At 72.1% G+C, this 22847-nt stretch carries 21 protein-coding genes; 13 read left to right on the top strand and 8 right to left on the bottom strand.

Annotated elements, in window-relative coordinates:
• Positions 1-48 precede the first annotated feature (48 nt).
• Genes DBV35_RS19910 through DBV35_RS19890 form a run of 5 tightly spaced genes read right to left on the bottom strand, consistent with a single transcriptional unit; the run spans position 49 to position 3534 of the window.
• The gene (locus DBV35_RS19910) at positions 49-825 is read right to left on the bottom strand and encodes an energy-coupling factor ABC transporter ATP-binding protein (protein ID WP_108662136.1); all 777 of its coding nucleotides are present in this window, start codon (positions 823-825) and stop codon (positions 49-51) included.
• Positions 822-1589, bottom strand: coding sequence for a cobalt ECF transporter T component CbiQ (gene cbiQ / locus DBV35_RS19905; protein ID WP_108662135.1), 768 nt, complete (start codon positions 1587-1589; stop codon positions 822-824). Before cbiQ ends, DBV35_RS19910 begins: the two co-directional genes overlap by 4 nt.
• Positions 1586-2128 carry a hypothetical protein gene (locus DBV35_RS19900; protein WP_157961867.1) on the bottom strand — a complete coding sequence of 181 codons (543 nt, stop codon included), beginning with the start codon at positions 2126-2128 and terminating at the stop codon, positions 1586-1588. Before DBV35_RS19900 ends, cbiQ begins: the two co-directional genes overlap by 4 nt.
• Complete coding sequence (gene cbiM, locus DBV35_RS19895) at positions 2115-2753, bottom strand: cobalt transporter CbiM (protein WP_108662133.1); 639 nt, start codon at positions 2751-2753, stop codon at positions 2115-2117. The genes DBV35_RS19900 and cbiM overlap by 14 nt, the downstream gene beginning before the upstream one ends.
• Before the next feature lie 10 nt (positions 2754-2763).
• Positions 2764-3534 carry a DUF4198 domain-containing protein gene (locus tag DBV35_RS19890; protein ID WP_245944007.1) on the bottom strand — a complete coding sequence of 257 codons (771 nt, stop codon included), beginning with the start codon at positions 3532-3534 and terminating at the stop codon, positions 2764-2766.
• 174 nt (positions 3535-3708) lie between these two features.
• Between DBV35_RS19890 and DBV35_RS19885 the strand changes: the two genes are divergently transcribed.
• Positions 3709-4557 (top strand): hypothetical protein, encoded by an 849-nt coding sequence (locus DBV35_RS19885; protein WP_157961866.1) that lies wholly within the window; start codon positions 3709-3711, stop codon positions 4555-4557.
• Between the two features lie 1530 nt (positions 4558-6087).
• Here DBV35_RS19885 and DBV35_RS19875 read toward each other — a convergent pair.
• Together DBV35_RS19875 and DBV35_RS19870 are read right to left on the bottom strand one after the other, a co-directional pair.
• Complete coding sequence (locus DBV35_RS19875; RefSeq protein WP_108662130.1) at positions 6088-7635, bottom strand: oligosaccharide flippase family protein; 1548 nt, start codon at positions 7633-7635, stop codon at positions 6088-6090.
• Between the two features lie 3 nt (positions 7636-7638).
• Entirely contained in the window at positions 7639-9258 is a 1620-nt protein-coding gene (locus DBV35_RS19870) for a hypothetical protein (protein ID WP_108662129.1), read from the bottom strand.
• A 180-nt stretch (positions 9259-9438) separates the two neighbouring features.
• On the opposite strand from DBV35_RS19870, the gene DBV35_RS19865 reads away from it, so the two are divergent.
• From DBV35_RS19865 to DBV35_RS19855, 3 genes are read left to right on the top strand one after another with little or no spacing between them, the layout of a single operon-like run.
• Positions 9439-10794, top strand: a complete 1356-nt coding sequence (locus DBV35_RS19865; RefSeq protein WP_108662128.1) for a glycosyltransferase family 4 protein — start codon at positions 9439-9441, stop codon at positions 10792-10794.
• Positions 10791-12176 (top strand): hypothetical protein, encoded by a 1386-nt coding sequence (locus DBV35_RS19860; RefSeq protein WP_108662127.1) that lies wholly within the window; start codon positions 10791-10793, stop codon positions 12174-12176. The genes DBV35_RS19865 and DBV35_RS19860 overlap by 4 nt, the downstream gene beginning before the upstream one ends.
• Positions 12173-13408 carry a glycosyltransferase gene (locus DBV35_RS19855; RefSeq protein ID WP_108662126.1) on the top strand — a complete coding sequence of 412 codons (1236 nt, stop codon included), beginning with the start codon at positions 12173-12175 and terminating at the stop codon, positions 13406-13408. The genes DBV35_RS19860 and DBV35_RS19855 overlap by 4 nt, the downstream gene beginning before the upstream one ends.
• Before the next feature lie 19 nt (positions 13409-13427).
• Here the strand turns inward: DBV35_RS19855 and DBV35_RS19850 are convergent, their stop codons facing one another.
• Entirely contained in the window at positions 13428-15572 is a 2145-nt protein-coding gene (locus DBV35_RS19850) for a malate synthase G (RefSeq protein ID WP_108662125.1), read from the bottom strand.
• 151 nt (positions 15573-15723) lie between these two features.
• On the opposite strand from DBV35_RS19850, the gene DBV35_RS19845 reads away from it, so the two are divergent.
• The 9 genes from DBV35_RS19845 (at position 15724) to DBV35_RS19805 (ending at position 22843) form a co-directional block, all read left to right on the top strand.
• Entirely contained in the window at positions 15724-16530 is an 807-nt protein-coding gene (locus DBV35_RS19845) for an IclR family transcriptional regulator (protein WP_108662124.1), read from the top strand.
• Between the two features lie 103 nt (positions 16531-16633).
• Entirely contained in the window at positions 16634-17194 is a 561-nt protein-coding gene (locus DBV35_RS19840; protein WP_205648775.1) for a Na+/H+ antiporter subunit E, read from the top strand.
• Positions 17187-17447, top strand: coding sequence for a monovalent cation/H+ antiporter complex subunit F (locus DBV35_RS19835; protein WP_108662122.1), 261 nt, complete (start codon positions 17187-17189; stop codon positions 17445-17447). The genes DBV35_RS19840 and DBV35_RS19835 overlap by 8 nt, the downstream gene beginning before the upstream one ends.
• Position 17448: 1 nt before the next feature.
• A complete protein-coding gene (locus DBV35_RS19830) occupies positions 17449-17697 on the top strand; it encodes a hydrogenase subunit MbhD domain-containing protein (RefSeq protein WP_108662121.1) in 249 nt (82 codons plus the stop codon).
• Positions 17697-18029 (top strand): monovalent cation/H(+) antiporter subunit G, encoded by a 333-nt coding sequence (gene mnhG / locus DBV35_RS19825; RefSeq protein ID WP_245944049.1) that lies wholly within the window; start codon positions 17697-17699, stop codon positions 18027-18029. The genes DBV35_RS19830 and mnhG overlap by 1 nt, the downstream gene beginning before the upstream one ends.
• On the top strand, positions 18026-18733 hold the full coding sequence (mbhE, locus tag DBV35_RS19820) for a hydrogen gas-evolving membrane-bound hydrogenase subunit E (RefSeq protein ID WP_108662119.1): 708 nt from the start codon (positions 18026-18028) through the stop codon (positions 18731-18733). The genes mnhG and mbhE overlap by 4 nt, the downstream gene beginning before the upstream one ends.
• Entirely contained in the window at positions 18730-19101 is a 372-nt protein-coding gene (locus DBV35_RS19815) for a sodium:proton antiporter (protein WP_108662118.1), read from the top strand. Before mbhE ends, DBV35_RS19815 begins: the two co-directional genes overlap by 4 nt.
• Positions 19095-22178 (top strand): complex I subunit 5 family protein, encoded by a 3084-nt coding sequence (locus tag DBV35_RS19810; protein WP_108662117.1) that lies wholly within the window; start codon positions 19095-19097, stop codon positions 22176-22178. Before DBV35_RS19815 ends, DBV35_RS19810 begins: the two co-directional genes overlap by 7 nt.
• A 2-nt stretch (positions 22179-22180) precedes the next feature.
• A complete protein-coding gene (locus tag DBV35_RS19805) occupies positions 22181-22843 on the top strand; it encodes an urease accessory protein UreF (RefSeq protein ID WP_108662116.1) in 663 nt (220 codons plus the stop codon).
• The last annotated feature ends 4 nt before the right edge of the window (positions 22844-22847 follow it).

Genomic DNA, 22847 nt, shown 5'->3' with positions numbered 1-22847 from the left:
TCGTGGCCTTTGCCCGACGAGAGCACGGCGGGGCCGCGATTTCGACGATTAATTGCCCGCCGGCCAGTGCCGGTGTGGATGAAAGCCGACGGTGATCTCCCCCGAGCCTTCATGCTCGAAATGAAGATGGGCGTGGCTGTGGCTGTGTGCGTGGTGGTGGATCGTGCCGCGATGGCTCTTTCCGTCGGAGAGGAGGATCGCGCCCGTCGCGAGCTGGGCCATGAAGTGCGCATCGTGGGCGACGATCACCATCGCCTGCGGCAGGGTGAGGAGGATCTCGCCGAGGCGGGCATAGGCGTCGGGGTCGAGGCCGACGGTCGGCTCGTCGAGGAGGAGCACGTCAGGCTTCATGGCGAGCACGGCGGCGATCGAGACGAGGCGCTTCTCTCCGCCCGAGAGGCGATAGGTGATCCGGTCGGCAAGGTGGAGGAGGTCGAGGCTCGCGAGCGTCTCGCGCGCGCTATCGCGGGCCTCCTCGCGGCTCTGGCCGAGATTGCGCGGCCCGAAGGCGACGTCCTCGATGACGGTCGGGCAGAAGAGCTGGTCGTCCGCGTCCTGGAAGATGAGCCCGGCCCGCCGTCGCACCTCGCGGAAATCGGCCTCCGCCCGGCGCACGCCGCCGAAGGCCTCTATCGTCCCGGCCGTCGCGCGGACGAAGCCGGTGATGACATAGAGGAGCGTCGACTTCCCCGCCCCGTTGGCGCCGACGAGCACGATCCGCTCGCCCGCCCGCAGGTTGAGATCCACGCCCTGCAGCACGGTCCGCCCGCCATAGCCGGCGACGATCCCGTCGAGCCGCAGGAGGGGCGCATCCGCCGCGCTCATGCGCCGAACTCCAGCGCGAGGAGGAGCGCGCAGAGCGCCGCCATCGCGCCGAGGAAGAGCGCGTCCGCCCGGCCAAGCGGGGCGCGTGGGCCGGCCGCGACCGTGCCGGAGAAGCCGCGCGCGCGCATCGCCCAGGCGACCCGCTCGGCCCGCTCCGCGCTCCGCAGGATGAGGAGGCCGATGAGGTTGCCGAGGCTCTCCCAGGTGAGACGGTCGCTCCGGGGCCGGAAGCCGCGCGCCAGCATCGCCCGCCGCAGCCGCCTGTACTCGTCCTGGAAGACGGCGAGATAACGGACCGTGAGCTGGCAGAGCACCGCGATGCGGGCGGGAATGCCGATCCCGACCATCGCCTCGCTGAGCCGCGTCGCGCCCATCCGGGAGAGGAGCGCCGCGATCATCAGGATCGCCGCGTTGACGCGCACCGCGATCACGGCCGCGCGCGCGAAGCCGTCCCACGAGAGGGGCAGGCCGAACACGTGCGCGGCCGCCGATCCCGGCACCGTCAGCGGCAGGCTGATGAGGAGGACGACGAGAAAGCCCTCCACCGCCGCGAGACGGCGGAATGTCGGCCCCGGTTCGAGGCGCGCGAGAAGCGCTGCCGCGACCCCCGCAGCGAGCGCGAGGCCGAGGGTGGGCGGGACGTCGAGCGTCGCGAGGACGAGGAGGAAGGCGAGCGCGCCGAGAAGCCTGGCACGCGGGTCGATCCGCGCGAGGGGCCCTTCCTCGCGCGCCTCGGAGAAGACGGCCGACGCCGCCCCGCTCATCGCCGCCGCGCCTTCAGGAAGGCGACGAGGCCGAAGAGGCCGACGATGTAGCCGAGCCCGCCGATGATGTCGCGCAGGCGCAGCGTCGATTCCAGCGCGTCGATCTCGGCCGCGAGCGGCGCGATCTGGCGCGCGATCGCCGTCTCCAGCGCCTCCGCGTCGAGCCCTGGCGCGGGCGTTGCGGACACGGCCGGCTCCGCGGGCACCGACGACGAAGGCGCGCCCGCCGCCGCGATGGCGAAGCGGGCGACGTGTCCGTCCTGCGCGTCGGCGACCACTGTCACCGCGCCGTCCGGGGCCGGGAGGGCGAACCGCCCGTCAGCCCCGGAGATGCCCGTTCCGACCACCGCGCCCTCGACCTCGAGCGCGATGGCGACGCCCTCGGCCGGCCCGCTGCCGGCGAAATAGGCCTCGCCCTCGATGGACGGCCCAATGCGGGAGGCGAAGACCTTGAGCCGGTGCGCCGCCGCCGGCGAAGTTGCGAAAGCGGCGAGCGCCACCAGCGCCAGCGCGAGGCCGACGCGCCTAGGAGAGGGCAAGCGAGTCGCTCCGTCCCGTCCATCCGGCGGCGAGGAGCTCCGGCGCGACGCGGGCGAGGAAGCCGACCGCCACCCCGCCGATGAGCCCCTCCCCCACCATCAGAGGCAGGTAGGAGAGGAGGACGACGCGCGAGGCGATCACGTAGGACGGGTCGCTGAGGGTGAGCACGAGCGCGACCATCCCCGCCGTCGCCGCCACCGAGAGGACCGCGACGAGCGCCCCCGCGAGCGCCGCCTTCCGCGGCGCGGCCCCCCGGACGAGCGGGGCGAACAGCGCGCCGAAGAGGACGCCCGGCAGGGCGATGTTCATCGTGTTGACGCCGAGGGCGGTGATCCCGCCCATCCCGAAGAAGACCGCCTGGAGGAGGAGGGCGACGAACACCGCCGGCACCGCCGCCCAGCCGATGACGAGCCCCATCAGCCCCGACAGGAGGAGGTGCACGCTCGTCGGCCCGACGGGGATCGCGATGAGGCTCGCGACGAAGAAGACCGAGGCCACCACCGCGGTGCGCGGCAGCGCGTCCTCGTCGAGACGGCGCACCGCGTATCCGAGGGCCGCCGCGGTCACGGCGCCGCCCGCGACGAGCACCGGTACGGAGAGGACGCCGTCGGGGATGTGGGCCAAGTCGATCGCCTCAGGGGTTGGACGTCATGTCAACGGCCCTCACCCAGATCAGGCCGCCGAGCTCGACGGGCCGGTTGGCGCCGTCTGGGTCGGGGAGTTGATAGTCCGCATCGACGAGCGCGGCAAAGCCCCACCAGCCGGCACGCGGCATCGCATAGTGGAAGACGCCGTTGCCGTCCGCCTTGATCACCTGGGTGACGAAGGCGTCGGAGGGCGGGGTCACCGACCCGTCATTCACCCATTCCACCTCCACCTCGGCGAAGGGCACCGGCGCCCCGTCGCGCCGCACGATCCCGCTGAAGAGGTTGCCGGTCCACAGCCCCGACGGCCGCGCGAGCGGCTCGATCTCGACGGGGAGGCCGACGAGCCGATCCCAGTCCGCACCCCACCCGTAGGCGTCCACCAGCACCTTGGCATAGTGGATGATCGACTTCCCCTCGCCCGGCTCCCAGTAGGGCGCGGGCTCCACGAAGAAGGTGTAGGCGCCCGGCCGGGGCGGGGCGAAGGTCGCGCGCCAGGCCGACTTCCCGTCCTGCGGCGCGGCCTCCAGCGTCGCGAGAAGGTCGATCTCGCCGTCCGCGGTGAGGACGCCGAAGCGCGTCGGTCGCGCCATCTCCATCACCGGCCCCCGGTCCATCGGGTGGGTGAAGACGAGGTCGAGCGTCACCTCCCGCGCCGCCTCGTCGACGGTGTCTGTCGAGGGCAGGATCTCCTGGAAATGCGCCGTCGCGGCGGCGGGGATCAGGAGGGCGAGGACGAGGGTCGGAACGAGAGCGCGCAAGGGAAGCCTGTCGGGTCGGAGCGTGTCGGTATGATGTTTATGGAGATACATCATACCTGTCAAACCGGCTGCTGCGGCGTCGCCCGTCCGCCTCGGACTTGATCACCTCGCCATTTTCAACTTATAGATGAACACCGAGATACAATCTTAAATTACTCACATCAGGAGACGCCCGTGATCCGACCGGCCGGCCTGTCTCGAACGATCCGTACCAGCACGCCCTACCGCGCGGTGCGCCGACGGCTCTCGGTGTCGCCGCTCTGCTATCGCGCGCTCGCCGCGGCGCTCGGCAATCCGTGTCTCGCGCGGGCCGACACCGGGCTCGTGGTGGAGGGCTTCCCCCGCAGCGGCAATTCCTTCGCGGAGGCGGCGTTCGACCTCGTCGCCGACGGAGGCCTCGCGATCGCGAGCCACACCCACGCCGCGGCCCAGATCATCGCCGCCGTGCGCCGGGGGATCCCCGCGATCGTCGTCTATCGCGCGCCGGTGGATGCCGTCGCCTCGCTGACCGACTATTACGCCCCGCACGCCGACGCGGACGACCTCTTCCGCGACTATGCCGCCTTCCACCGCGCGGTGCTCGGCGTCGCGGATGGCGTGGTCTTCGCCCCCTTCGCCCGCGTCCTCGCCGACTTCCCGTCGATCGTCGCCGAGGCGAACCGCCATTTCGGTCTCGCCCTCCCCGTCCCGGTCGCCGACGCCGCCTTCCTCGCCGCGGTGGAGGTGCGCCGCGACCGTCTGAGTGAGGCCCGCGTCGGCCGCCCGCCCTCCTATAGCGAGGCGCTCGCCCCGTCCGCCCGCACCGCGCGCGCGGCCCGCGTCGCGGCCCTCCGCGCAAGCCTCTACGCGGACGACAGCCCGCCGAAGCGCGAGGCGGTCGCCCTCCACACCCGCCTCGACGCCATCGTCGCCGCACGGCGGGCCGGGGACGCCCTCACCCCACGCGCCCCGTCCCCAACCCGACCCGCGCGAAGCGGAGCGCCCCCGCAAGGCGGCGCCGCGTGGGCGCGTGCGCCGCGCTGAGGCCGCCGAAGAGCACACTGATCGCTCCGGTCGTCAGCGCGAGCCGGCGATCACCCCTGGCGCGAAGACGGTCCGCACACCCGTCACCGCGCGCGAGAGCCGCGAACCCACCGCCGGCGAGGCGGGCTGAGGACGCCCTCACCCCACGTGCCGCGGCCGCAGTCCGGCTCACGCAAAGCGCAGCGTCGCCGACAGGCGCCGCCGCGCAGGCCGGTGCCGCGCCGAGGCCGCCGAAGACCATCCTGATCGTCCCGACCGTCAACGCGAGTGAGGCGAGCGCGTCTGGCAGGAGGAGGACTCGCGTCCGGACACCCCCGCAAGTGCCAAGGCCGCAAACCCCTCCGCCGGAGCGGCGGGTCGGGGACACCCTCACCCCACGTGCCCCGCCGCCCGCACTGCAGCGCCCGCGAGGACCGCGAACCGCACCAACGGCGCAGCGGCCGGGGGACGCCCTCATCGCGCGCCTCGCAGCCGCAACCCGGCCCGCGAAAAGCAGAGTGTCCCCGACAGGCGCCTCCGCGGGAGTGCGTGCGCCACGATGAGGCCGCCGAAGCCCAGCCAACTCGTCATGACCGTCAGCGCGGGACCCACAAGCAGATCCGCCACGTGCACGGCGCACGCCGCGCGCGGCGATCGCCCCATACCCGATCCTACCGCCGGGGGTGGTGAGCCGGGACGCCCTCTCCCCGCGCGCCACATCCGTCCCCCCGCCCGCGCGAAGCAGAGCATCCTTGAAAGGCGCCCGCGCGCCGCGCTGAGACCGCCGAAAACCAACCCGACCGTCGCGACCGTCAGCGCGAGGCCGTCGAGGGCGTCCGGCGCAAGGACGGCGCTCATGCGTGCCACCGCCGCGAGCGCCACGGCCCCGAACCCCGCGGGCGAGACTAGCCAGCAGACGCCCTCAACGGCGACCCGCCCACGTGAAGCGAAGCGTCCCCGCAAGGCGCCACCGCTTGGGCCCCGTGCGCCACGCTGAAGGCACCGACGGCCAGCCCACCGTCGCGACCGTTGGCGCGAGGTCAGCGAGCGCGTCCGGCGCGACGAGGGCGCACGCCCGCCGCCGCCAAGGGCGGCAGCCGCGAACCCCACCGCCGAGGTGGCGAGCCTTGGACGCCCTCACCCCGCGTTCGCGGCCGCAGCCCCGCCCGTGCGAAGCGGTGCGTCCCCGACAGGCGCGTCGCGTGGGCCGTGCGCCGCGCCAAGGCCACCGAAGACCAGCCCGACAGCCGGCGGGAGGAGGGCACGCAAGCCCGCCGCCGCCGCTCACCACAGCCTCGAACCCCACCGCCGAGGTGGCGAGCCTTGGATGATCTCCTGCGCCCAACGCCCCCTCGCGCGAAGCGGTGCGTCTCCTACGGGCGCCGCCGCGTGGGCCGTGCGCCGCGCCAACGCCGCCCAAGGCCACCCCGATCACTCCGACCGTCAGCGCGAGGCCGGCGAGCCCGACCGGCGCGAGGAGGGCGCGCACACCCGCCGCCGCGCGCGCAAGGGCCGCGCCCCCACCCTCTGCGCTGCGATCCGGGAACAACCTCACCCAGCATCCCGCGGCCGCAACCCCGCCCGCGCGAAGCGGACCGCCCCCGCAAGCCTCCGCCGCGTCGGCGCGTGCGCCGCGCTGAGGCCGCCGCAGACCACGCCGATCGTCGAGTGGGTCAGCGCGAGACCCGTGAGCGGGTCCGGCGCGAGGAGGGCGCGCGCGCCTGCCGACGCCGCCAACGCCGCGGCCGCGAACGCCACCGCCGGGGCGATGGCTCGCGCGACATCGCCGGGGGTCAGCGGTAGCGCGCGTGTCGCGGCGAGGACGACGATCGGGAAGCGCAGGAGGCAGCCGAAGATCGCCGCGGCGAGCACGATGCCGGTCGCGCCGCCCATGAGACCGAGCGCCACGGCGGTGGCCATCCCGGCGAGCTGGGCCGTGCGGCAGGCGAGGATAGCACGTCCCGCCCCCGCCGCCGTCAGCGCCACGACGAGGAGCGCCGCCGGCGGCTCGAAGGCGAGGGCGAGGCCGAGGAGGCGCACGTACGGCACCGCCTCCCCCCAGCCCGCGCCGAGGAGGAGCGCCACCATCCCGTCCGCCGCCGCGACGAGCGCGACCGTCACCGCCGCCGTCGCGATAGAGACGGTGCCGAGGAGGGTGAGGAGGCCGGCGCGGAAGGCCGCCGGGTCCGCCGCGAGGCGGGCGAAGGCGGGCTGCGCCACCGCCGTCAGCGGCGGCATCACCTGTCGCGAGGGGATCGAGGCGAGCGCCCAGCCGCGATTGAAGAGGCCGAGCGCGACAGGCCCGAAGGCGAGGCCGATCGTGAAGGGCATCAGGTTCGTCACCGCGAACTGAACCGCCCCCGCCCCGGTCAGCAGCGCCCCGAAGCGGAGCGCGCCGGAGAGGGCGACGCCACGATCATAGCGCCCCGGCCGCCACGGCGCGGCGAGGCCGAGGAGGACGAGCCGCGCCATGGCGGTCGCGATCTGCGCGGCGGCGAGCGCCCAATAGCCCGTCCCGCCGAGCGCCGCGCCAACCGCGACGACGGTGCCGGCGGCGAGCGCCGCGATGTCGACCCGCGCGAGCGTGCGGAAATCGAGCCGGCGCTTCAGGAGCGCCTCGCTCTGGACGGCGAGCCCGCCGAGGAGCGGCAGCACCGCGAGCGCGGCGACGATCGCGGCAAGGCGTGGCTCGCCGAAGAGCGCGGCCACCGCCGGCGCCGCCGCGAGGGCGAGGAGCGAGAGGGCAAGCCCCAGCGCCGCGTTGATCCAGAAGAGGTTCGAGACGAGCCCCTGCGAGAGGTCCGGCGCGTGGATCGTCGCCGCCGAGAGGCCGCCATCGCGCACGATCGCGAGGAGGTTCACGCACACCACCGCCATCGCGAAGAGCCCGTAATCGGCGGGCGCGAGGAGGCGGCCGAGGATCGCGATGGAGATAAGCTGGAGCCCGGCCTTCGCGACCTGCGCGGCGATGGTGAAGGCCGCCCCGCGCGCGGCGGCGACGCGCAGGCGCGCGGGGTCCGGATCGAACGCCCGCACGCCCTCGTGCGCCGGTCGCGACGGGGCGGGCGCGAGCGCGGCCTCTCCCCCGTCGCGCGCCACGGGTCAGGCCCGCAGCCGCAATTCGGCCGCGGCGAGCGAGGCCGGCACCGTCGTGTAGAGGATCGCGGGCCGGGCGAGACCGCATGTCGCGGGAAGGCCCGCCGCCTCCAGCGAGAAGTCGCCATTCTCGGGGTCGGCGATCTCGGGATCGGCCTGGACCGAGTTCGCCTCCTGCGCTGGGCGCGCGGCGGCGAACCAGGTGGCGGCGTCGCCATAGAGGACGCCGCCGACCTCGATCGCGCAATGCTGCCAGGTGGCGGGGTGGTAGACATTGTCGTCCGCCGCGAGGAAGCCGCCCTCCGCCTCCACCGCGCGGAATTGGGAGACGCCCGAAGCGTTCTCGAACACGCACCCGGTGACGCTGGTGTCGCCGCCCGTGTGGTAGAGGCAGCGGCGGAAGGCCGTCCCGCCCGCATCGACGAAGACCGAGCCTGTCACCACCAGCGGGTTCGCGTCGTTCTGGTAGACGATCTGGTTCGTCCAAGCGCCCGAGACATGGGCGCGCATCCCGTCGATGGCGACCGCGCCGTTCACCTCGACGAAGCGCCCGGCGGCGGCCGCCTCGTGGATGAGCTGGAGGTCGGTCAGCGTCTGCGCCTTGCCGGTCCCCTCGACCTTCAGCGCATAGGCCGCGTCGACGAGGCTGAGCCGCGTCGCCACCGCCTCCACCACGTCGTTGCCGCCGATCTTGCCGCCCTCGATGGCGCAATCGACCATTTCCCAGAGGTCGTAGAAGTCCGTGCCGTTGGTGTGGCCGCCGAGCGCCGTCACGTCCTGCACCCCGCTCGCCAGCACCGGCGCCTTCACCACGCAGCCGCGCCAGAGGCCGGAGAGGCCCGTGCCGTCGGCGGCGTAGAACTCCAGGGCGATCGCGTCGTTGCGCGGGTCGCTGAAGTCGCGCCACGCGATGGTGCCGCGATATTCGCCGGAGGCGAGCAGCGCGTCGTGGACGATGTTGCCGTCGAGGAGGCACCGGTCGACGAGGCAGCCGGTGCCACCATTGATCGCCCCGTCATCGTGGCCGACGCGGCGGCACCAGAGCTGGCGCACCGTCGCCCCGTCCCCGACCGTTACGACCCGGTTGCGCCGCGTCGCCTCGTAGGTCTTCCCGTCCGCGCGCGGGTCGGTCGACCCCGCCGGGTGGACATAGAGCGTGACCGGACTGTCGGCCGAATCCGCCCCGTCGTGCGTGAAGGAGCCGGGGTTCGCCTCGACGTCGGCCACGGTGTCGCGCCAGGTGAGGAGCGCGCCGTCCTCCCAGACCGAGGGACCGCCGACCGCCTGGCCCGTCGCGATGTCGTGCGTCCATTCCACCGAATAGACGCTCGCGTGCGCGTCGGACCGGTCGGCGCTCGTCTCCCAGCCGCCGGTGATCGGATCGTCGCCCCGGATCATCGGCAGCCCTTCGGCCGCGATGTCGCCATAGGCGGCGATGGTGACGCCGGCGAGGGAGGCGAGCTCCAAGCTCTCCCGCCACTCTGACCCCGCCGCGAGGCCGATGCGGACCGCGCCGCCGAGCGCGAGCGCGGCCGTCTCTGCCGCCGCCAGCGTCTGCAGCGGCGCGCCGACCGCCCCCGAGGCCGCATCGCTCCCCACCACGGAGTCGACGTGGAGATCGAACATCGGCCCCACACGCGCCGAGACGACGCCTCCGATCGCAAGACCACAATCTAAAGTAAACATAACCCCTCCACAACAGGACCAGAGGCGTGTATAACCTTAAATTGCACAATCGGGGATTGCAATGGCGTGACGGGTACCCCGCACCGCGGGCTCATCCGGCGCCGGCCAAAGGAAACAGCCATGAACGAGCGTGTCGGCCCCGCCGGACCCTCGGCCGCGTCCGTCCTCTCACGCGCCCGCCTCGCCGCGCTGACAGACGGTGAGGTCCCCGCCCTCCTGCGCACGGCGGGGGACGCGCACCCCGGCCTCGCACTGCCCCGGGCGCTGGTGATCCAGACCGGGGCGCGGCGGGGATATGTCGTCCCGCGCATGCTCGAGGAGGCGGGGATGCTGGAATCCTTCCACACCACCGCCGCCCGGCACGAGGCGCGCGGCGATGCCGTCTTCGCCCTCGCACGCCGCATCCTGCCGCACAAGGCGGACGCGTTCGACCGGCGCACGGTGCGCGGCATCCAGGCCCGGCGCCTTTTCGCGCACCCGTCCGCCGACCTCGCCCGCTTCCTCGTCCGACGCAACACCGGGGACCGCGTCGCCGCCCGCCGCGCGATGTCGACCGTGCTCGGCTGGGCAATGGCCCCCGCCGTGCGGGAGACGCACGCCAACATCGTCCTCTCGGTCGACGGGAGCGGCGGTCCCGCGCTGCTTCGCGCGCTCAAGGCAAAGGGTTTACCGATCGTCGTCGACATCGCGACCACCCCGCGCGCGCTGGAGATCACAGACGCGGCGCGCACGGCGTGGCCGGACTGGGCGGACGAGGCGCCGAGCCCCGCCGAACGCGCCGGCTTTCTCGCCTGGTACGAGACGATCGTCGGCCTTGCCGACCTCGTCCTCTACCCGAGCGCACCCGTGCTCGACGGGCTGCAGACCCTCGCCGCCTTCGATATCGCCCGCGCGCGCCACGTCCCCTACACGTGGGGCCGCCCGGTCGTGGCGGCACCGGACCCGATCCCGGGCCGCATCCTCTTCGCCGGGTCGGGGGCGCTGCGCAAAGGCCTCCCCGTGCTCGCCGAGGCGACGCACATCCTGCGCGCGGCGGGCCACGCCGTGGACGTCGTCGTCGCCGGGGCGCTGTCCCCGCCGATCCGGGCGCGGGCGGCCGCGTCAGGGCTGACCCCGCTCGGCCATCTCGGACCCGACGCGATGGCGGCGGAGATGGCGAAGGCGGACCTCTTCACCCTCCCCTCCCTCGCCGAGGGCACGGCGGCGGTCGTGCTGGAGGCGCTCGCGACGGGCGTGCCCGCGATCGTGACGCGCGCCGCCGGCGCGCCGGTCGTCCACGGCGAGTCCGGCCTCATCGTGCCCGAGCGCAACCCCGCCGCGCTCGCCGGCGCCATCGCCGCCCTCCTCACCGACCGGCCAAGGCGGGACCGGATGGCCGCCGCCGCGCGCGAGAGCCGGGCCGGTTTCGCGCCCGCCGCCGTCAAGGACCGGCTCGTCGCGGCGCTCGCGACCGCCCTTCGGGAGCAACGGCGGTGAGCGCCCTCGCGCTCAACCTCCTCGCGCTCGCTGCGGCGGTCGCGGTGCTGCGCTCGGTCGTCGCGAGCCCGGTCGGGTACATCAAGGTGCCCTTCCTCGCGGGGGCGATCCTCCTCGCCTGGTTCGTGCCGCAGGCGGTGGCGACGGCCCGCGCGCAGTCGGCCGTCCCGGCGGAGGGGATGGTGACGCTCAACCTCGTCGCCCTCTTCAGCTTCCTCGGCATGGTCGCCGGGTGGACAATCGAGCGGCCGCGCCGCGCCGGGCGCGGGCCGGGAGAGGCCGCGCTCCGCGCCGCGCTCGCGCGGGCCGACGAGGGGCGGCTCTTCCTGACGGTCGCGGTCTTCGTCCTCTTCGCGCTCGGGATCCAGATCCTCATCCAGCTCCAGCCGGCCGCGGCGCTGACGGCGCGTCAGCCGAGCGGGCCGATCACGATCCTGCGCCTCTTCGCGAGCCTCAATCCGGTCGCCTTCGTGCTCGCCTTCGCCTACCTCCTCCTGCGCGTCCATGTCGTGAGCGTCACGCTCTTCCTCCTCTCGCTCCTCACCTTCGCGGCGCCGATCCTCCTCGCCTTCAAGCGCAGCGAGATCGTGGAGCTGGGCCTCGCGGGAGCCTACTGCCTCTGGGCGATGCGGCGCCTGGCGCTCCCCCGGCTCGCGCTGCCCGTGCTGGTGATCGGCGGCCTCGTCGTCCTCTTCGGCGTCAGCGAGATGCGCACGCGCGGGGGCTATGTCGCCGCGGCGAGCGGCGGCCTCTCCCGCCAGCTTCCGAGCATGACCGAGCTCGCCGCGGTCGACTGGCCGTCCGTCGTCACCGCGAAACTCGGCACCGTCACGGACGAATATCGCAACGGCGCCTACTTCCTCGCCTCGATCCAGGAGGAGGACACGCTCGGCCTCGGCCGGATGCTGTGGAACAAGGCGGTGCGGAGCTGGGTGCCCGCGCAGATCGTCGGCGACGAGGCGAAGCGCGCCCTTATCACCGACCTCCCCTCCTTCGAGGACGCGCTCGATGCCGAGGGCGCGGTCTGGAAGACCGGCACGACCGTCACCGGCTTCCCCGACGCCTATCTCGACTGGGACGTCCTCTCCCTCTTCGTCTTCGCGCTGAGCGGCTGGATCGCGGCGCGCGCCTATCATCGCGGCCTCGCGGGCGACCTCTCAGAGGCGGCGATCTATCCCTCCCTCGCCGCGCTCTGCGTCAGCGCCTTCACCCACTCGGCCTACGCGCTGGTGATGGCGATGCCGCTCCTCCTCGCGGCAAGGGCGGGCATCCGGATCGGGCTCGGCACGCAGCGGGCGGGACCACCGCCGCGCCGGCGCCGCCCGCTGCCGAACGCGATCCTGTCGGCCGAGCGGCCCATCACCCTCGGGACACGGCCATGAGCACGGCCGACCTCCCCCGCACCGCGACCGCACGGGCGGCGCCGCGCCAGCGGGCGCGGACGGCGGAACCGTCGATCGGGATGGTCACGCAGTCCGTCTCGCGGCGCGGCGGCGGGCTCTTCCACTCCGTGCGCCGCACCGCCCAGACCCTCTTCGAGGAGGGGGCGGCGGTCTCGGTCTACGGGCCGCTCGACGAGAAGACGGCGAAGGACATGCGCGCCTGGCTCCCCGTCCGCCCGGAGATCTTCGCGAGCCGCGGCCCGCGCGTCTTCCGCTATTCGCCGGGCCTCGTCGACGCCCTTTCGCGACACGACATCGTCCACCAGCACGGGCTGTGGACCTACGCCTCCATCGCGACGAGCGTCTTCCGCCGCCGCACCGGGCGGCCCGTCATCATCTCGCCGCGCGGGATGCTCGACGGGTGGGCGCTCAACCATTCGCGCCGCAAGAAGGCGCTCGCCGCCGCGCTGTTCGAACGGGCCAATCTCAACGCGGCGACCTGCCTCCACGCGCTCTGCACGGCCGAGATGGACGCCTTCCGCGCCTACGGGCTCGACAATCCGGTCGCGCTGATCCCGAACGGGGTCGACCTGCCGCCGCTCGCGCAGGGCGCCGAGCCCGGCCCGCCGCCCTTCGGGCCCGACCCGCGCCGCACCCTCCTCTTCATCGGCCGCATCCACCCGAAGAAGGGCCTTGCCGAGCTGATCGACGCCTTCGCGCACATCCGGCGCGACAGCCCGGCGGTCGGCGCGGGGTGGCGGCTCGTCATCGGCGGATGGGACGATGGGGGGCATCTCGCGGGGCTGCGCCAGCGCGTCGGCGCGCACGGGCTGGAGGCGAGCGTCCTCTTCTGCGGCCCGCTCTTCGGCCTCGCGAAGGACGCGGCGCTGCGCAGCGCCGACGCCTTCATCCTCCCCTCACACTCGGAGGGGATGCCGATGGGGGTCCTGGAGGCGTCCGCCTACGGCCTGCCGGTGATCATGACCCGCGCCTGCAACATCCCGGAGCTTTTCGCGGGGGGCGCGGCCTACGAGATCACCGCCGCGCCGGAGACGATGGCGCCCCTCCTCGCCACGGCGCTCGCGGCCGAGGATCTCGCCGTGCGCGGCCGCGCCGGACGGCGGATCGTGGAGCGGCAGTTCACGTGGACGCGCGTCGCGCGCGCCCACGCCGAGATCTATCGCTGGATGGCCGATGGCGGGTCGCCGCCGGCCTGTCTCAGGTTCGCCTGAGCCTCGCCCGGCTTCGGCCTCAGGCGGCCTTCTTCGCCTCGCGGCGGGCGCGGTGGAGGATGGGCTCGGTGTAGCCTGAGGGCTGCGTCGCGCCCTCGAAGATCAGCGCCCGCGCCGCCTTGAAGGCGACGCCGTCATAGGCCGGGGCCATCGGGCGGTAGGCGGCGTCGCCCGCATTCTGCGCGTCCACCTTCTCCGCCATGCGGCGGAGCGACTCGTCCACCTCCGCCTCGGTGATCAGCCCGTGCATCAGCCAGTTGGCGAGGAGCTGGGACGAGATGCGCAGCGTCGCGCGATCCTCCATCAGGCCGACATCGTTGATGTCCGGCACCTTGGAGCAGCCGATGCCCTGGTCGACCCAGCGCACCACGTAGCCGAGCATCGACTGGCAGCTGTCGTCGAGCGCACGCGCGACGGTCGCCGGGTCGAGGTTGCGGCCCGCGAGCAGCGGCGGGGTCAGGAGCGTGTCCTTCGAGGCCGGGGCGCGGCTCGCGATCTCGGCCTGGCGCGCGGCGACGTCGACCTGGTGATAGTGCGTCGCGTGGAGCGTCGCCGCGGTCGGGGACGGCACCCAGGCGGTGTTGGCGCCCGCCTTCGGGTGGCCGACCTTCGCCTCCAGCATCTCCGCCATCTTGTCGGGCTTTGCCCACATGCCCTTGCCGATCTGGCCGTGACCCGGCAGGCCGACGGCGAGGCCCGCATCGACATTGCCGTCCTCGTAGACGGCGAGCCAGGGGGCCGACTTCATCTCGTCCTTCGGGATCACGGGGCCGGCCTGCATCGCGGTGTGGATCTCGTCGCCCGTGCGGTCGAGGAAGCCGGTGTTGATGAAGACGAGCCGGTCCTTCACCGCCGCCATCGCGGCGAGGAGGTTCGCCGAGGTGCGCCGCTCCTCGTCCATCACGCCGAGCTTCACCGTGTTGCGCTTCAGGCCGAGAATGTCCTCCACCCGCGCATAGAGGGCGTCGGCGAAGGCGACCTCCTCCGGCCCGTGCATCTTCGGCTTCACGACATAGACCGACCCGGCGCGCGAGTTGCGCGGCCCTTCGGTCTTGGCGAGGTCGTGCATGGCGGCGGCGACCGTCACCGCGGCGTCGAGCATCCCCTCCGGCGTCTCGTCGCCATTGAAGAGCACTGCGTCGGTCGTCATCAGGTGGCCGACATTGCGAACGAGGAGGAGGGCGCGGCCCTGCAGCGTCTTCGTGCCGCCGCCCGGCACCGTCAGCACCACGTCCGGGTTGAGGCGGCGCGTCATCATGCGCCCGCCCTTCTCGAACGTGTCCGCGAGGTCGCCCTTCATGAGGCCGAGCCAGTTGCGATAGACGAGGACCTTGTCCTCCGCGTCGACGGCCGCGACGCTGTCCTCGCAATCCTGGATCGCGGTCATCGCCGATTCGAGCACGACATCGGAGAGCCCGGCCGGGTGGGACGCGCCCACCGGGGTCGTCGGGTCGATCTCGAGGATGACGTGGATCCCGTTGTGAATCAGCGCGTAGCGGGCGCGATCGCCGTCCTCGACATAGCCGACGAAGGCGTCCGGATCCTTGAACGGCACGGTGCCGCGCTCGGTCTCGGCCATCAGGGTTGAGCCGTCATGGGTGTAGCGCGTGACCTCGGTGTGGGACGCGCCGTCGAGCGGGACGGCCCGGTCGAGGAAGGCCGCGGCCCAGGCGACGACTTCGGCGCCGCGCTCCGGGTCGTAGCCCTTGCCCTTCGGCGCGCCGGGGATCGCGTCGGTGCCGTAGAGGGCGTCATAGAGGCTGCCCCAGCGCGCGTTCGCGGCGTTCAGCGCGAAGCGGGCGTTGGAGACGGGAACGACGAGCTGCGGGCCGGCGATCGAGGCGATCTCGGGGTCGACATTCTGCGTGCCCACCTTGAACGGGGCCGGCTCGGGCTGGACATAGCCGATGTCCTTCAGGAAGGCCCGGTAGGCGGTCACGTCGAACGGCTTGCCGCGATTCTCGCGGTGCCAGGTGTCGATCTCCTCCTGAAGCCGGACTCGCTCCTCGAGGAGGGCCTGGTTCTTCGGCATCAGATCGTGGAGCAGCCGCGCATAGCCCTCCCAGAAGGCCTGCGGCGTCACGCCCGTCAGAACCTCCGTCTCGATGAGCTCCGCGAGCGGCGCGGCGACGGACAGGCCATAGCGCTCAACATATTCGGTCATCTCAGGTCCCCCCTCGTTCGAACGCAGCCGTTCTCAGGGGGACGTGCGTCTCCCACCGGCTCGCCCCTGCTTAGCGCCAAGAGCCTGCACGACGCACCGTTCCCTGGAAAGATTTTCCATCATATGGAAAGGGTGCGAGGGGAGAGCGGCGATGGCGGCGACGGAGAGCGGAACGGGGCGCACGCCCGCGCGGGCGGCGGAGGGGTCGTCCGTGCAGTCGGTCTCGCGCGCGCTGACGCTGCTCACGATGCTCGGCCGCGCCGATGGCGGCATCCGCGTCACGACCCTCGCGCGCGAGGCGGGGCTGCCGATCTCCACGACCCACCGCCTCCTCACCACGCTCGAGCTCCACGGCTACGCCCAGTTCGCGCCCGACACCGCGCTCTGGAGCGTCGGGCGCGAGGCGTTCGCGGCGGGGGCCGGGTTCGGGCGGCGGCGCACCTTCGTCGCCCCGGCCCTCCCCTTCCTGCGGCGCCTGCGCGACGAGACGCGCGAGACCGCCAATCTCGGCGTCCTCGAGGACGAGGCCATCGTGACCGTCAGCCAGGTGGAAAGCCGCGAGATCATGCGGGCGATCTCTCCGCCCGGCGGCGCGGTGCCGCCCTTCTCCTCCGGCATGGGCAAGGCGATCATCTCGACATGGCCGGACGCGGAGATCCGCGACCTCGTCGCCCGGCTCGGCCTCCCGGCGATGACTGCGAACTCGCTCCGCTCCGAGGCGGCGGTGCTCGCCGACATCGCCGCGACGCGCGCCCGCGGCTACGCGGTGGATGAGGAGGAATATCTCGTGGGCCTGCGCTGCATCGCGGCTCCCGTCTTCGCCCCCAACGGCGAGGCGGTGTGCGCCATCTCCGTCTCGGGGCTTGCCCTCCGCCTCACCCCGGCGCGCATCCCGGTCATCGGCGAGCGCGTCTCGGCCGCCGCCCGCGCGCTGACCGTCGCGCTCGGCGGTGGATAGGGCGGATCTTCACCCCGCGCACCGCCGGACGCGGCCCGGTTTGAATTGATTCGACGCCGCTTCCAAACTAGCCTCGCGGCACCCTCTCCAGGGAATGAGCGACGTGCCAGAGACCACGCCAACGGGCCATCCCCACACCGCGTCCGAGCCTGCGGCCCCCGTCCGCCGCAGCCTTGCGCGGGGGATGAAGAGCCTTTGGGTCGTCCTCTTCGTGGTCTGGATGATCGCGAACGCGACGCTCGAGCCGGTGGTGATCGGGCTCGGCATCGTCCTTACCGGGATCGTCGCCGCCGTCTTCACCGCGCACAGCGACGCCTGGAGCCGCCTTGCGTGGACACCGGCCGGGCTCGGCCACTTCCTCGCCTATCTCGGCGCGTTCCTCGTGGAGATGGTGAAGGCGAACATCGCGATGATGCGGATCGTCTATTCACCGCGCATCCGCATCAAGCCCGGCATCGTGACGGTCCGCACCCGCCTCAAATCGCCGATCGGCCGGCTCGCCCTCGCGAACACCATCGCCCTCACGCCGGGCTCCCTCGTCATCGACATGAAGGACGACGCGCTGACCGTGCACTGGCTCGACGTGACGACGACCGACGAGGCCGAGGCGACCGCGCTCATCGCCGGTCCGTTCGAGCCGCACCTGGAGAAGGTCTTTGGCTGAGCTCATCCTCCAGGCAGCCGCCGTCCTCATCTTCTTCGGCATCCTCTTCACCGTCATCCGCCTCGTGAAGGGGCCGACCCTCATCGACCGGATCGTCGCGATCGACGTGCTCACCGTCATCTCGATCGGCATGATCGCGCTCTACGCCCACGTCGCGGACCGCTTCATCTATCTCGACGTCGCGCTCGTCTACGGGCTTCTCAGCTTCCTCGCGGTGCTCGCCATCGCGCGCTTTCTCGAAAAGGGGCTCTAGCGTGCTCGAGCTCCTCATCATCCTCGTCTGCGCCTCGATCCTGGTATCGGGCATCCTCGCGATCGCGCTGCCCAACCTGCTGGCGGCGATGGTGAGCGGCGGCCTCGCGAGCCTCTTCGCGGCGGTCTCCTTCCTCCTCCTCGCCGCGCCCGACGTCGCGATGGCGGAGGCGGCGATCGGCTCGGGCCTCGCGACCTTCATCTTCCTCTACGCGATCCGGAAGACCGGCAGCGGCAAGGAAGGCCCGTGATGGAGATCGCCGGCAGCCTCCTCGTCCTCCTCGGGGCGGTGTTCCTCTTCTCGGCCGGGCTCGGCCTCCTCAGGATGCCCGACGCGCTGACCCGCCTCCAGGCCGGCACCAAGGCGACGACGCTCGGCAACGCGCTCGTCCTCCTCGGCCTCGCCCTCTACCACCCGGACTGGACGCTGAAGCTCGTCCTCGTGATCGCCTTCGTGGTGATGACGAACCCGATCTCGAGCCACGCCCTGTCGCGCGCCGCGGTCCTCATCCACCCCGCCCTCGCCAACCTCGCCGGACGGGGCGCGCCGCAGCGCAAGGGAAGAAAGAAGAAGAAACCATGAGATCCTTTCTCGGTGCGGGCATCGCCGTCCTCTTCGTGCTGATCTTCCTCAAGGTCGTCAGCGGCTACGTGGAGATGGACACGCTGCGCCCCCTCGCGGCGGCCTATGTCAGCCAGTCGATCGGCGATCTCGGCCTGCCGAACATCCTCACCGGGATCCTCATCACCTATCGCGGCTTCGACACGCTCGGCGAGGTGGCGGTGCTCTTCATGGTGGCGGCGAGCGTCGGCCTCCTCCTCAAGCAGGACGTGAAGGCGCCGCCGGCCAAGGAGGTCGAAGCGGCGGAGAGGAAGGCCCCCGCGCCGGGCGAGATCATCGCCACCGGGATGCAGGTCCTGATGCCGATGATCGTTGTCTTCGGCGCCTATGTGATCGTGAACGGCCACCTGTCGGCGGGCGGCGGCTTCCAGGGTGGCGCGATCGTCGCCTCGGCGGTGATGCTGCTCGTCCTCGCCAAGCCCGGATCGGACCTCAACGTCGCCCTCCTCAGCGTCGTGGAATCGATGGCGGGCGTCTTCTATGTCGGGATCGGCATTCTCGGCATCATCCTCGCGGCGGGCTTCCTCGACCCGCGCTTCCTGCCGAAGGGCGAGTTCGGCACCTTCATCAGCGCCGGGGCGATCCCGCTCATCTCCGCCCTCCTCGGCGTGAAGGTCGGGGCCGAGCTCAGCGTCGTGATCGACCGCTTCAGAGGCGGCTCATGAGCACCGGCATCCCCGTCTCGACGATCCTCCTCTTCACCGGCTTCGCGCTCGCGGTGATCGGGATTATCGGCATCCTCACCCACCGCAACATCATGCGGATGATCATCGGCTTCGCCCTCCTCGACACCGGCATCCACATCGTCATGGTCGCGAGCGGCTACGTGACGGGCGCGACCGCGCCCATCGTCGAGGCGCTGCCGGCGGACGGGACGACGCCCTTCGTCGTCGACCCCGTCCCGTCTGCCCTCGCGGTGACGGCGATCGTCATCGGCTTCTCGGTGACGGCGGTGATGCTCGCCTTCGCCGTGCGCCTCCATGCCTCGAAGAAGTCGCTCGACATCGGCGCGTTCACGGAATCGCGATGGTAAGCGCCCTCGCTCAACCGCTCGCGATCTTCCTCTTCGGGCTCGGCGGCGGCTTCGCGATCCCCCTCTTCTACCGCCTCGGCAAGGGCTGGCTCCACGCTGCCTTCGCCGTCGCGCTCGGCGGCATCCTCGCGGTCAGCGTGATCTCGCTCGCCGCGCTGTGGTGGGGCGCCGACACGATCGAGGTGCTGACCGCAGGCGCGACGCCGCCGCTCGCGATCAGCCTGCGCTTCGGCCTCGCAGAGGGCGCGTTCTCGGTCTCGGTCAACCTCTTCGCGGTGTTCTGCGCGATGCACCTGTGGGAGCGGCTGCGCGGCAATTACGTCGCGCTGCTCCTCTTCCTGATCCTCGTCATGGGCATCAACGGGATGATCATGACGCGCGATCTCTTCAACCTGTTCGTGTTCCTGGAGATCGTCTCGATCGGGACCTACGGCCTCTTCGGCCTCGACCGCCGGGCGGAGGCGGTGGCGGCCGCGTTCAAGTACATCATGGCGACCGTGCTCGCCTCGGCCTTCTTCCTGCTCGGCGCAACGCTCGTCTACAACGCGACCGGCACGCTCAGCATCGACGCCCTCATAGACATGCGCGGCGAGATCGGCGGCCCGGTCGCGACGGCGGGGCTCCTCTTCATCCTCGCCTGCCTTCTCGTGGAGCTGAAGCCCTTCCCAGCGAACGGGTGGGGTCTCGACGTCTACGAGACCGCTCCGACGGGCGTCGCCTCGATGGTCTCGGTCGGCGTCTCCACCGGCGTCTTCTTCGCGCTCCTGAAGCTCCTGCCGCTCTTCGCGGGCGAGCTCGGCCTCATCGCCATCCTCGCCGCCATCACCTTCCTCGCCGCGAACCTCATGGGTCTCGCGCAGACGAAGGTGCGCCGCCTTCTCGGCTACTCCTCGATCGGCCAGATGGCGCTCCTCACGATGGCGCTCGCCCTCCTCACCGATATCGGCGCCTATGACGCGTTGCCCCTGGTGCTCGGCGGGCTCTTCGTGAACCACCTCCTCGCGAAGGCCGGGCTCTTCTGGCTCACCGGGCTCCTCAAGGCGCGGGAGGTGTCGACGCCGCTGAAGCTCGCGCGCAAGCCCTTCATCCTCATCCTCCTCGGCGTCCTCGTCGTTGCGATCACCGGGATGCCGCCCTTTCCGGGCTTCTTCGGCAAATGGGCGCTGATCATGGAGCTCGCCGCGGCGGACCGCTTCCTCTGGATCGCACTGATCCTCGTCGGCTCCCTCCTCGAGGCGGTCTACATCTACCGCTGGTTCTTCAACGCTCTCGCCAGCGCGGACGCGCGCCCCGAGGCGCCGCTTCCCATCGGCCGCCTCGTCCCCGTGATCGCGATGGCGGTGCTCCTGATCCTCACCGGGCTCGGCGCGGCGAATGCGTCGGGCGTCGGCCACGCCTGGCTGTTCGCCCCGCTCATCGCCGGCTTCGCCTTCACCCTTCTCGACGGCCTGCCCGGCCCGCTGAAGACGATCCTCCTCCTCGCGAGCGTCGTCGCCGTCGGCACCTCGCTCGCTTTCGACACGCACGGTATCGCGGGCCTCTTCTCCACGCTCCTCCTCGCCGGCAGCATCGTGATCGGGATCGCGGGCCTCGCCGTGACCGGCAAGCGCACGGGCCACGCCCCGCTCGCGGTGGTGCTCCTCCTGTCGATCCCCGCTCTGCTGCGCGCCGAGACGAGCCTCGAATTCTTCTTCGCGTGGGAGCTGATCACCCTCGCGTCGACCTTCCTCATCGCGCGCGGCGCGCACGCACGGCCCCACGTGCTGCCCTATCTCCTCTTCTCGATCGCCGCCGCCTTCCTTCTCGTCGCCGGATTCGCGGGCCTGTCGGCGGTGGCGGGGACCGACGCGCTCTCGGCCCTCTTCACGGTGGGGCCGGCGGCGAACCTTCCCTTCGCGCTCCTCGCGGCGGGCTGCCTCGTGAAGGCGGGCGCGATCGGCGTCCATGTCTGGCTGCCCGGCGCCTATGCCGAGGCGGACGACGATGTCACCGCGCTGCTCTCGGCCGTGATCAGCAAGGTCGCGATTTTCGGGCTCCTGATGGCGAGCTATCTCGCGATCCGCTCCGACGCGAGCCTCGACCTCTCCGAGATCATCGCCTGGATCGGCGTGTTCACGACGGTCGGCGGCGCGATCCTCGCGCTGCGCGAGGACGACGTGAAGCGCCTCCTCGCCTATTCGAGCATGAGCCAGCTCGGCTACATCATCACCGCCATCGCGCTGATGAGCCATCTCGGCTGGGTGACGGCGGTCTATCTCGTCGCGAACCACATGCTGGTGAAGGGGATCCTCTTCCTCGCCCTCGCCGGCATCCTCATTCGCACCGGCACGCGGCGCCTCTCCGAGAGCGGCGGCCTCCTCGGCGCGATGCCCTTCACCTTCGCGACCGTCGCCGTCGCGCTCCTCGCGATGTCGGGCCTCCCGCCGCTGATGGGGTTCGGCGGCAAGTGGCTGCTCCTCTCGGCGATGACGGACAAGGGCTGGTACGTCCTCGCCGTCGCGACACTCCTCGCGACCTTCCTCGGCCTCGTCTACATGACGCGCATCCTCGTCGGCCTCTTCCTCGGCCCCCGCCGGCGCGAGGCGAGCGAGGCGCCGGTCGAGCTCGTCCTGCCGCAGATCCTCCTCGCCGGCGGGATCCTCGTCCTCTCCTTCGCCCCGAAATTGCTGATGGACCCGGTGTCGAAGGTGATCGACCCGACCTTCGCCTCCACCCTCGTCTGGGAGGGCGCGTCGCTGGAGACGATCTACGGCACGTGGGACCCGACGGGCGCGATGCTGATCGCGCTCGGCGTCTCGCTCGTCCTCTTCGGGCTGTGGTGGACGCTGCTGCGCCGGCACGACCGGCCGAGCCTGCGCGCCTTCGTGCTCGCCGACCCGCTGATCCCGGTGCGCCTCCTCCCGCCCGTCGCGACCTTCGCCTGGGCGCGCGTCGGGGAGGCGGCGACGCGCACGGCCGATTCGGCCCGCCGGATCTATAGCGGCGACGGCCAGACCTACGCGCTCTACGTGCTCGTCTACGTGCTCGCGGTCTATCTCGCCCGCACCGGGCTCGACGGGCTGATCGCCTGGAGCTGACGATGGACCTTCCCCTGCACCTTCTGCGCCTCGTCAGCCCGAGCCTGCCGGTCGGCGCCTTCTCCTATTCGCGCGGGCTCGAATGGGCCGTCCATGCCGGATGGGTGAGCGACGCCGCGACCGCGCGCGAGTGGATCGGCGGCACGCTGGAGCACACCTATGCCGCGCTCGACGGGGCGATCTTCCTGCGCCTCGCCGCCGCGCTGGAGGAAGGCGACGCCGCTGCGTTTGCCGAGTGGGACGCGCTCCTCGCCGCGGGCCGGGAAAGCCGGGAGATGCAGCAGGAGGACCGCCGCATGGGCGAGGCGCTCCTCGCCCTGCTGACCGATCTCGACGTGCCGGCGGCGCGCGCGCACGCGCCGGGCGGGCTCACCTACCCGGCCGCCTTCGCGATCGCCGCGCAGCACTGGGGCGTGCCGGCCGAGACGGCGCTGAAAGGGCTGATGTGGTCGGTCGTTGAGGGGCAGGTCGCGGCCGCGATCCGCCTCGTGCCGCTCGGCCACACGGACGGGCAGCGGATCCTGATCGACGCGGTCCCGCTGATCGAGCGGAGCGTCGCCGCCGCCGCCGCGCTCGGCGACGACGCGATCGGCAATGTCTCGATCCGCATGGCCATGGGCAGCGCCTGGCACGAGACCCAATATAGCCGCCTCTTCCGATCCTGAGGCG

The organism is Acuticoccus kandeliae (genome assembly GCF_003073115.1).
This window is presented reverse-complemented; position numbering and strand designations above follow the sequence as displayed.

What these genes read in the sequence shown, in the direction of transcription:
- DBV35_RS19850 (WP_108662125.1), bottom strand. Translation starts at nt 15,572, where the DNA reads ATGACCGAATATGTTGAGCGCTATGGCCTGTCCGTCGCCGCGCCGCTC.
- mbhE (WP_108662119.1), top strand. Translation starts at nt 18,026, where the DNA reads ATGAGATCCTTTCTCGGTGCGGGCATCGCCGTCCTCTTCGTGCTGATC.
- DBV35_RS19810 (WP_108662117.1), top strand. Translation starts at nt 19,095, where the DNA reads ATGGTAAGCGCCCTCGCTCAACCGCTCGCGATCTTCCTCTTCGGGCTC.
- DBV35_RS19845 (WP_108662124.1), top strand. Translation starts at nt 15,724, where the DNA reads ATGGCGGCGACGGAGAGCGGAACGGGGCGCACGCCCGCGCGGGCGGCG.
- DBV35_RS19865 (WP_108662128.1), top strand. Translation starts at nt 9,439, where the DNA reads ATGAACGAGCGTGTCGGCCCCGCCGGACCCTCGGCCGCGTCCGTCCTC.
- DBV35_RS19910 (WP_108662136.1), bottom strand. Translation starts at nt 825, where the DNA reads ATGAGCGCGGCGGATGCGCCCCTCCTGCGGCTCGACGGGATCGTCGCC.
- DBV35_RS19815 (WP_108662118.1), top strand. Translation starts at nt 18,730, where the DNA reads ATGAGCACCGGCATCCCCGTCTCGACGATCCTCCTCTTCACCGGCTTC.
- cbiQ (WP_108662135.1), bottom strand. Translation starts at nt 1,589, where the DNA reads ATGAGCGGGGCGGCGTCGGCCGTCTTCTCCGAGGCGCGCGAGGAAGGG.
- DBV35_RS19870 (WP_108662129.1), bottom strand. Translation starts at nt 9,258, where the DNA reads ATGTTCGATCTCCACGTCGACTCCGTGGTGGGGAGCGATGCGGCCTCG.
- mnhG (WP_245944049.1), top strand. Translation starts at nt 17,697, where the DNA reads ATGGAGATCGCCGGCAGCCTCCTCGTCCTCCTCGGGGCGGTGTTCCTC.
- DBV35_RS19855 (WP_108662126.1), top strand. Translation starts at nt 12,173, where the DNA reads ATGAGCACGGCCGACCTCCCCCGCACCGCGACCGCACGGGCGGCGCCG.
- DBV35_RS19805 (WP_108662116.1), top strand. Translation starts at nt 22,181, where the DNA reads ATGGACCTTCCCCTGCACCTTCTGCGCCTCGTCAGCCCGAGCCTGCCG.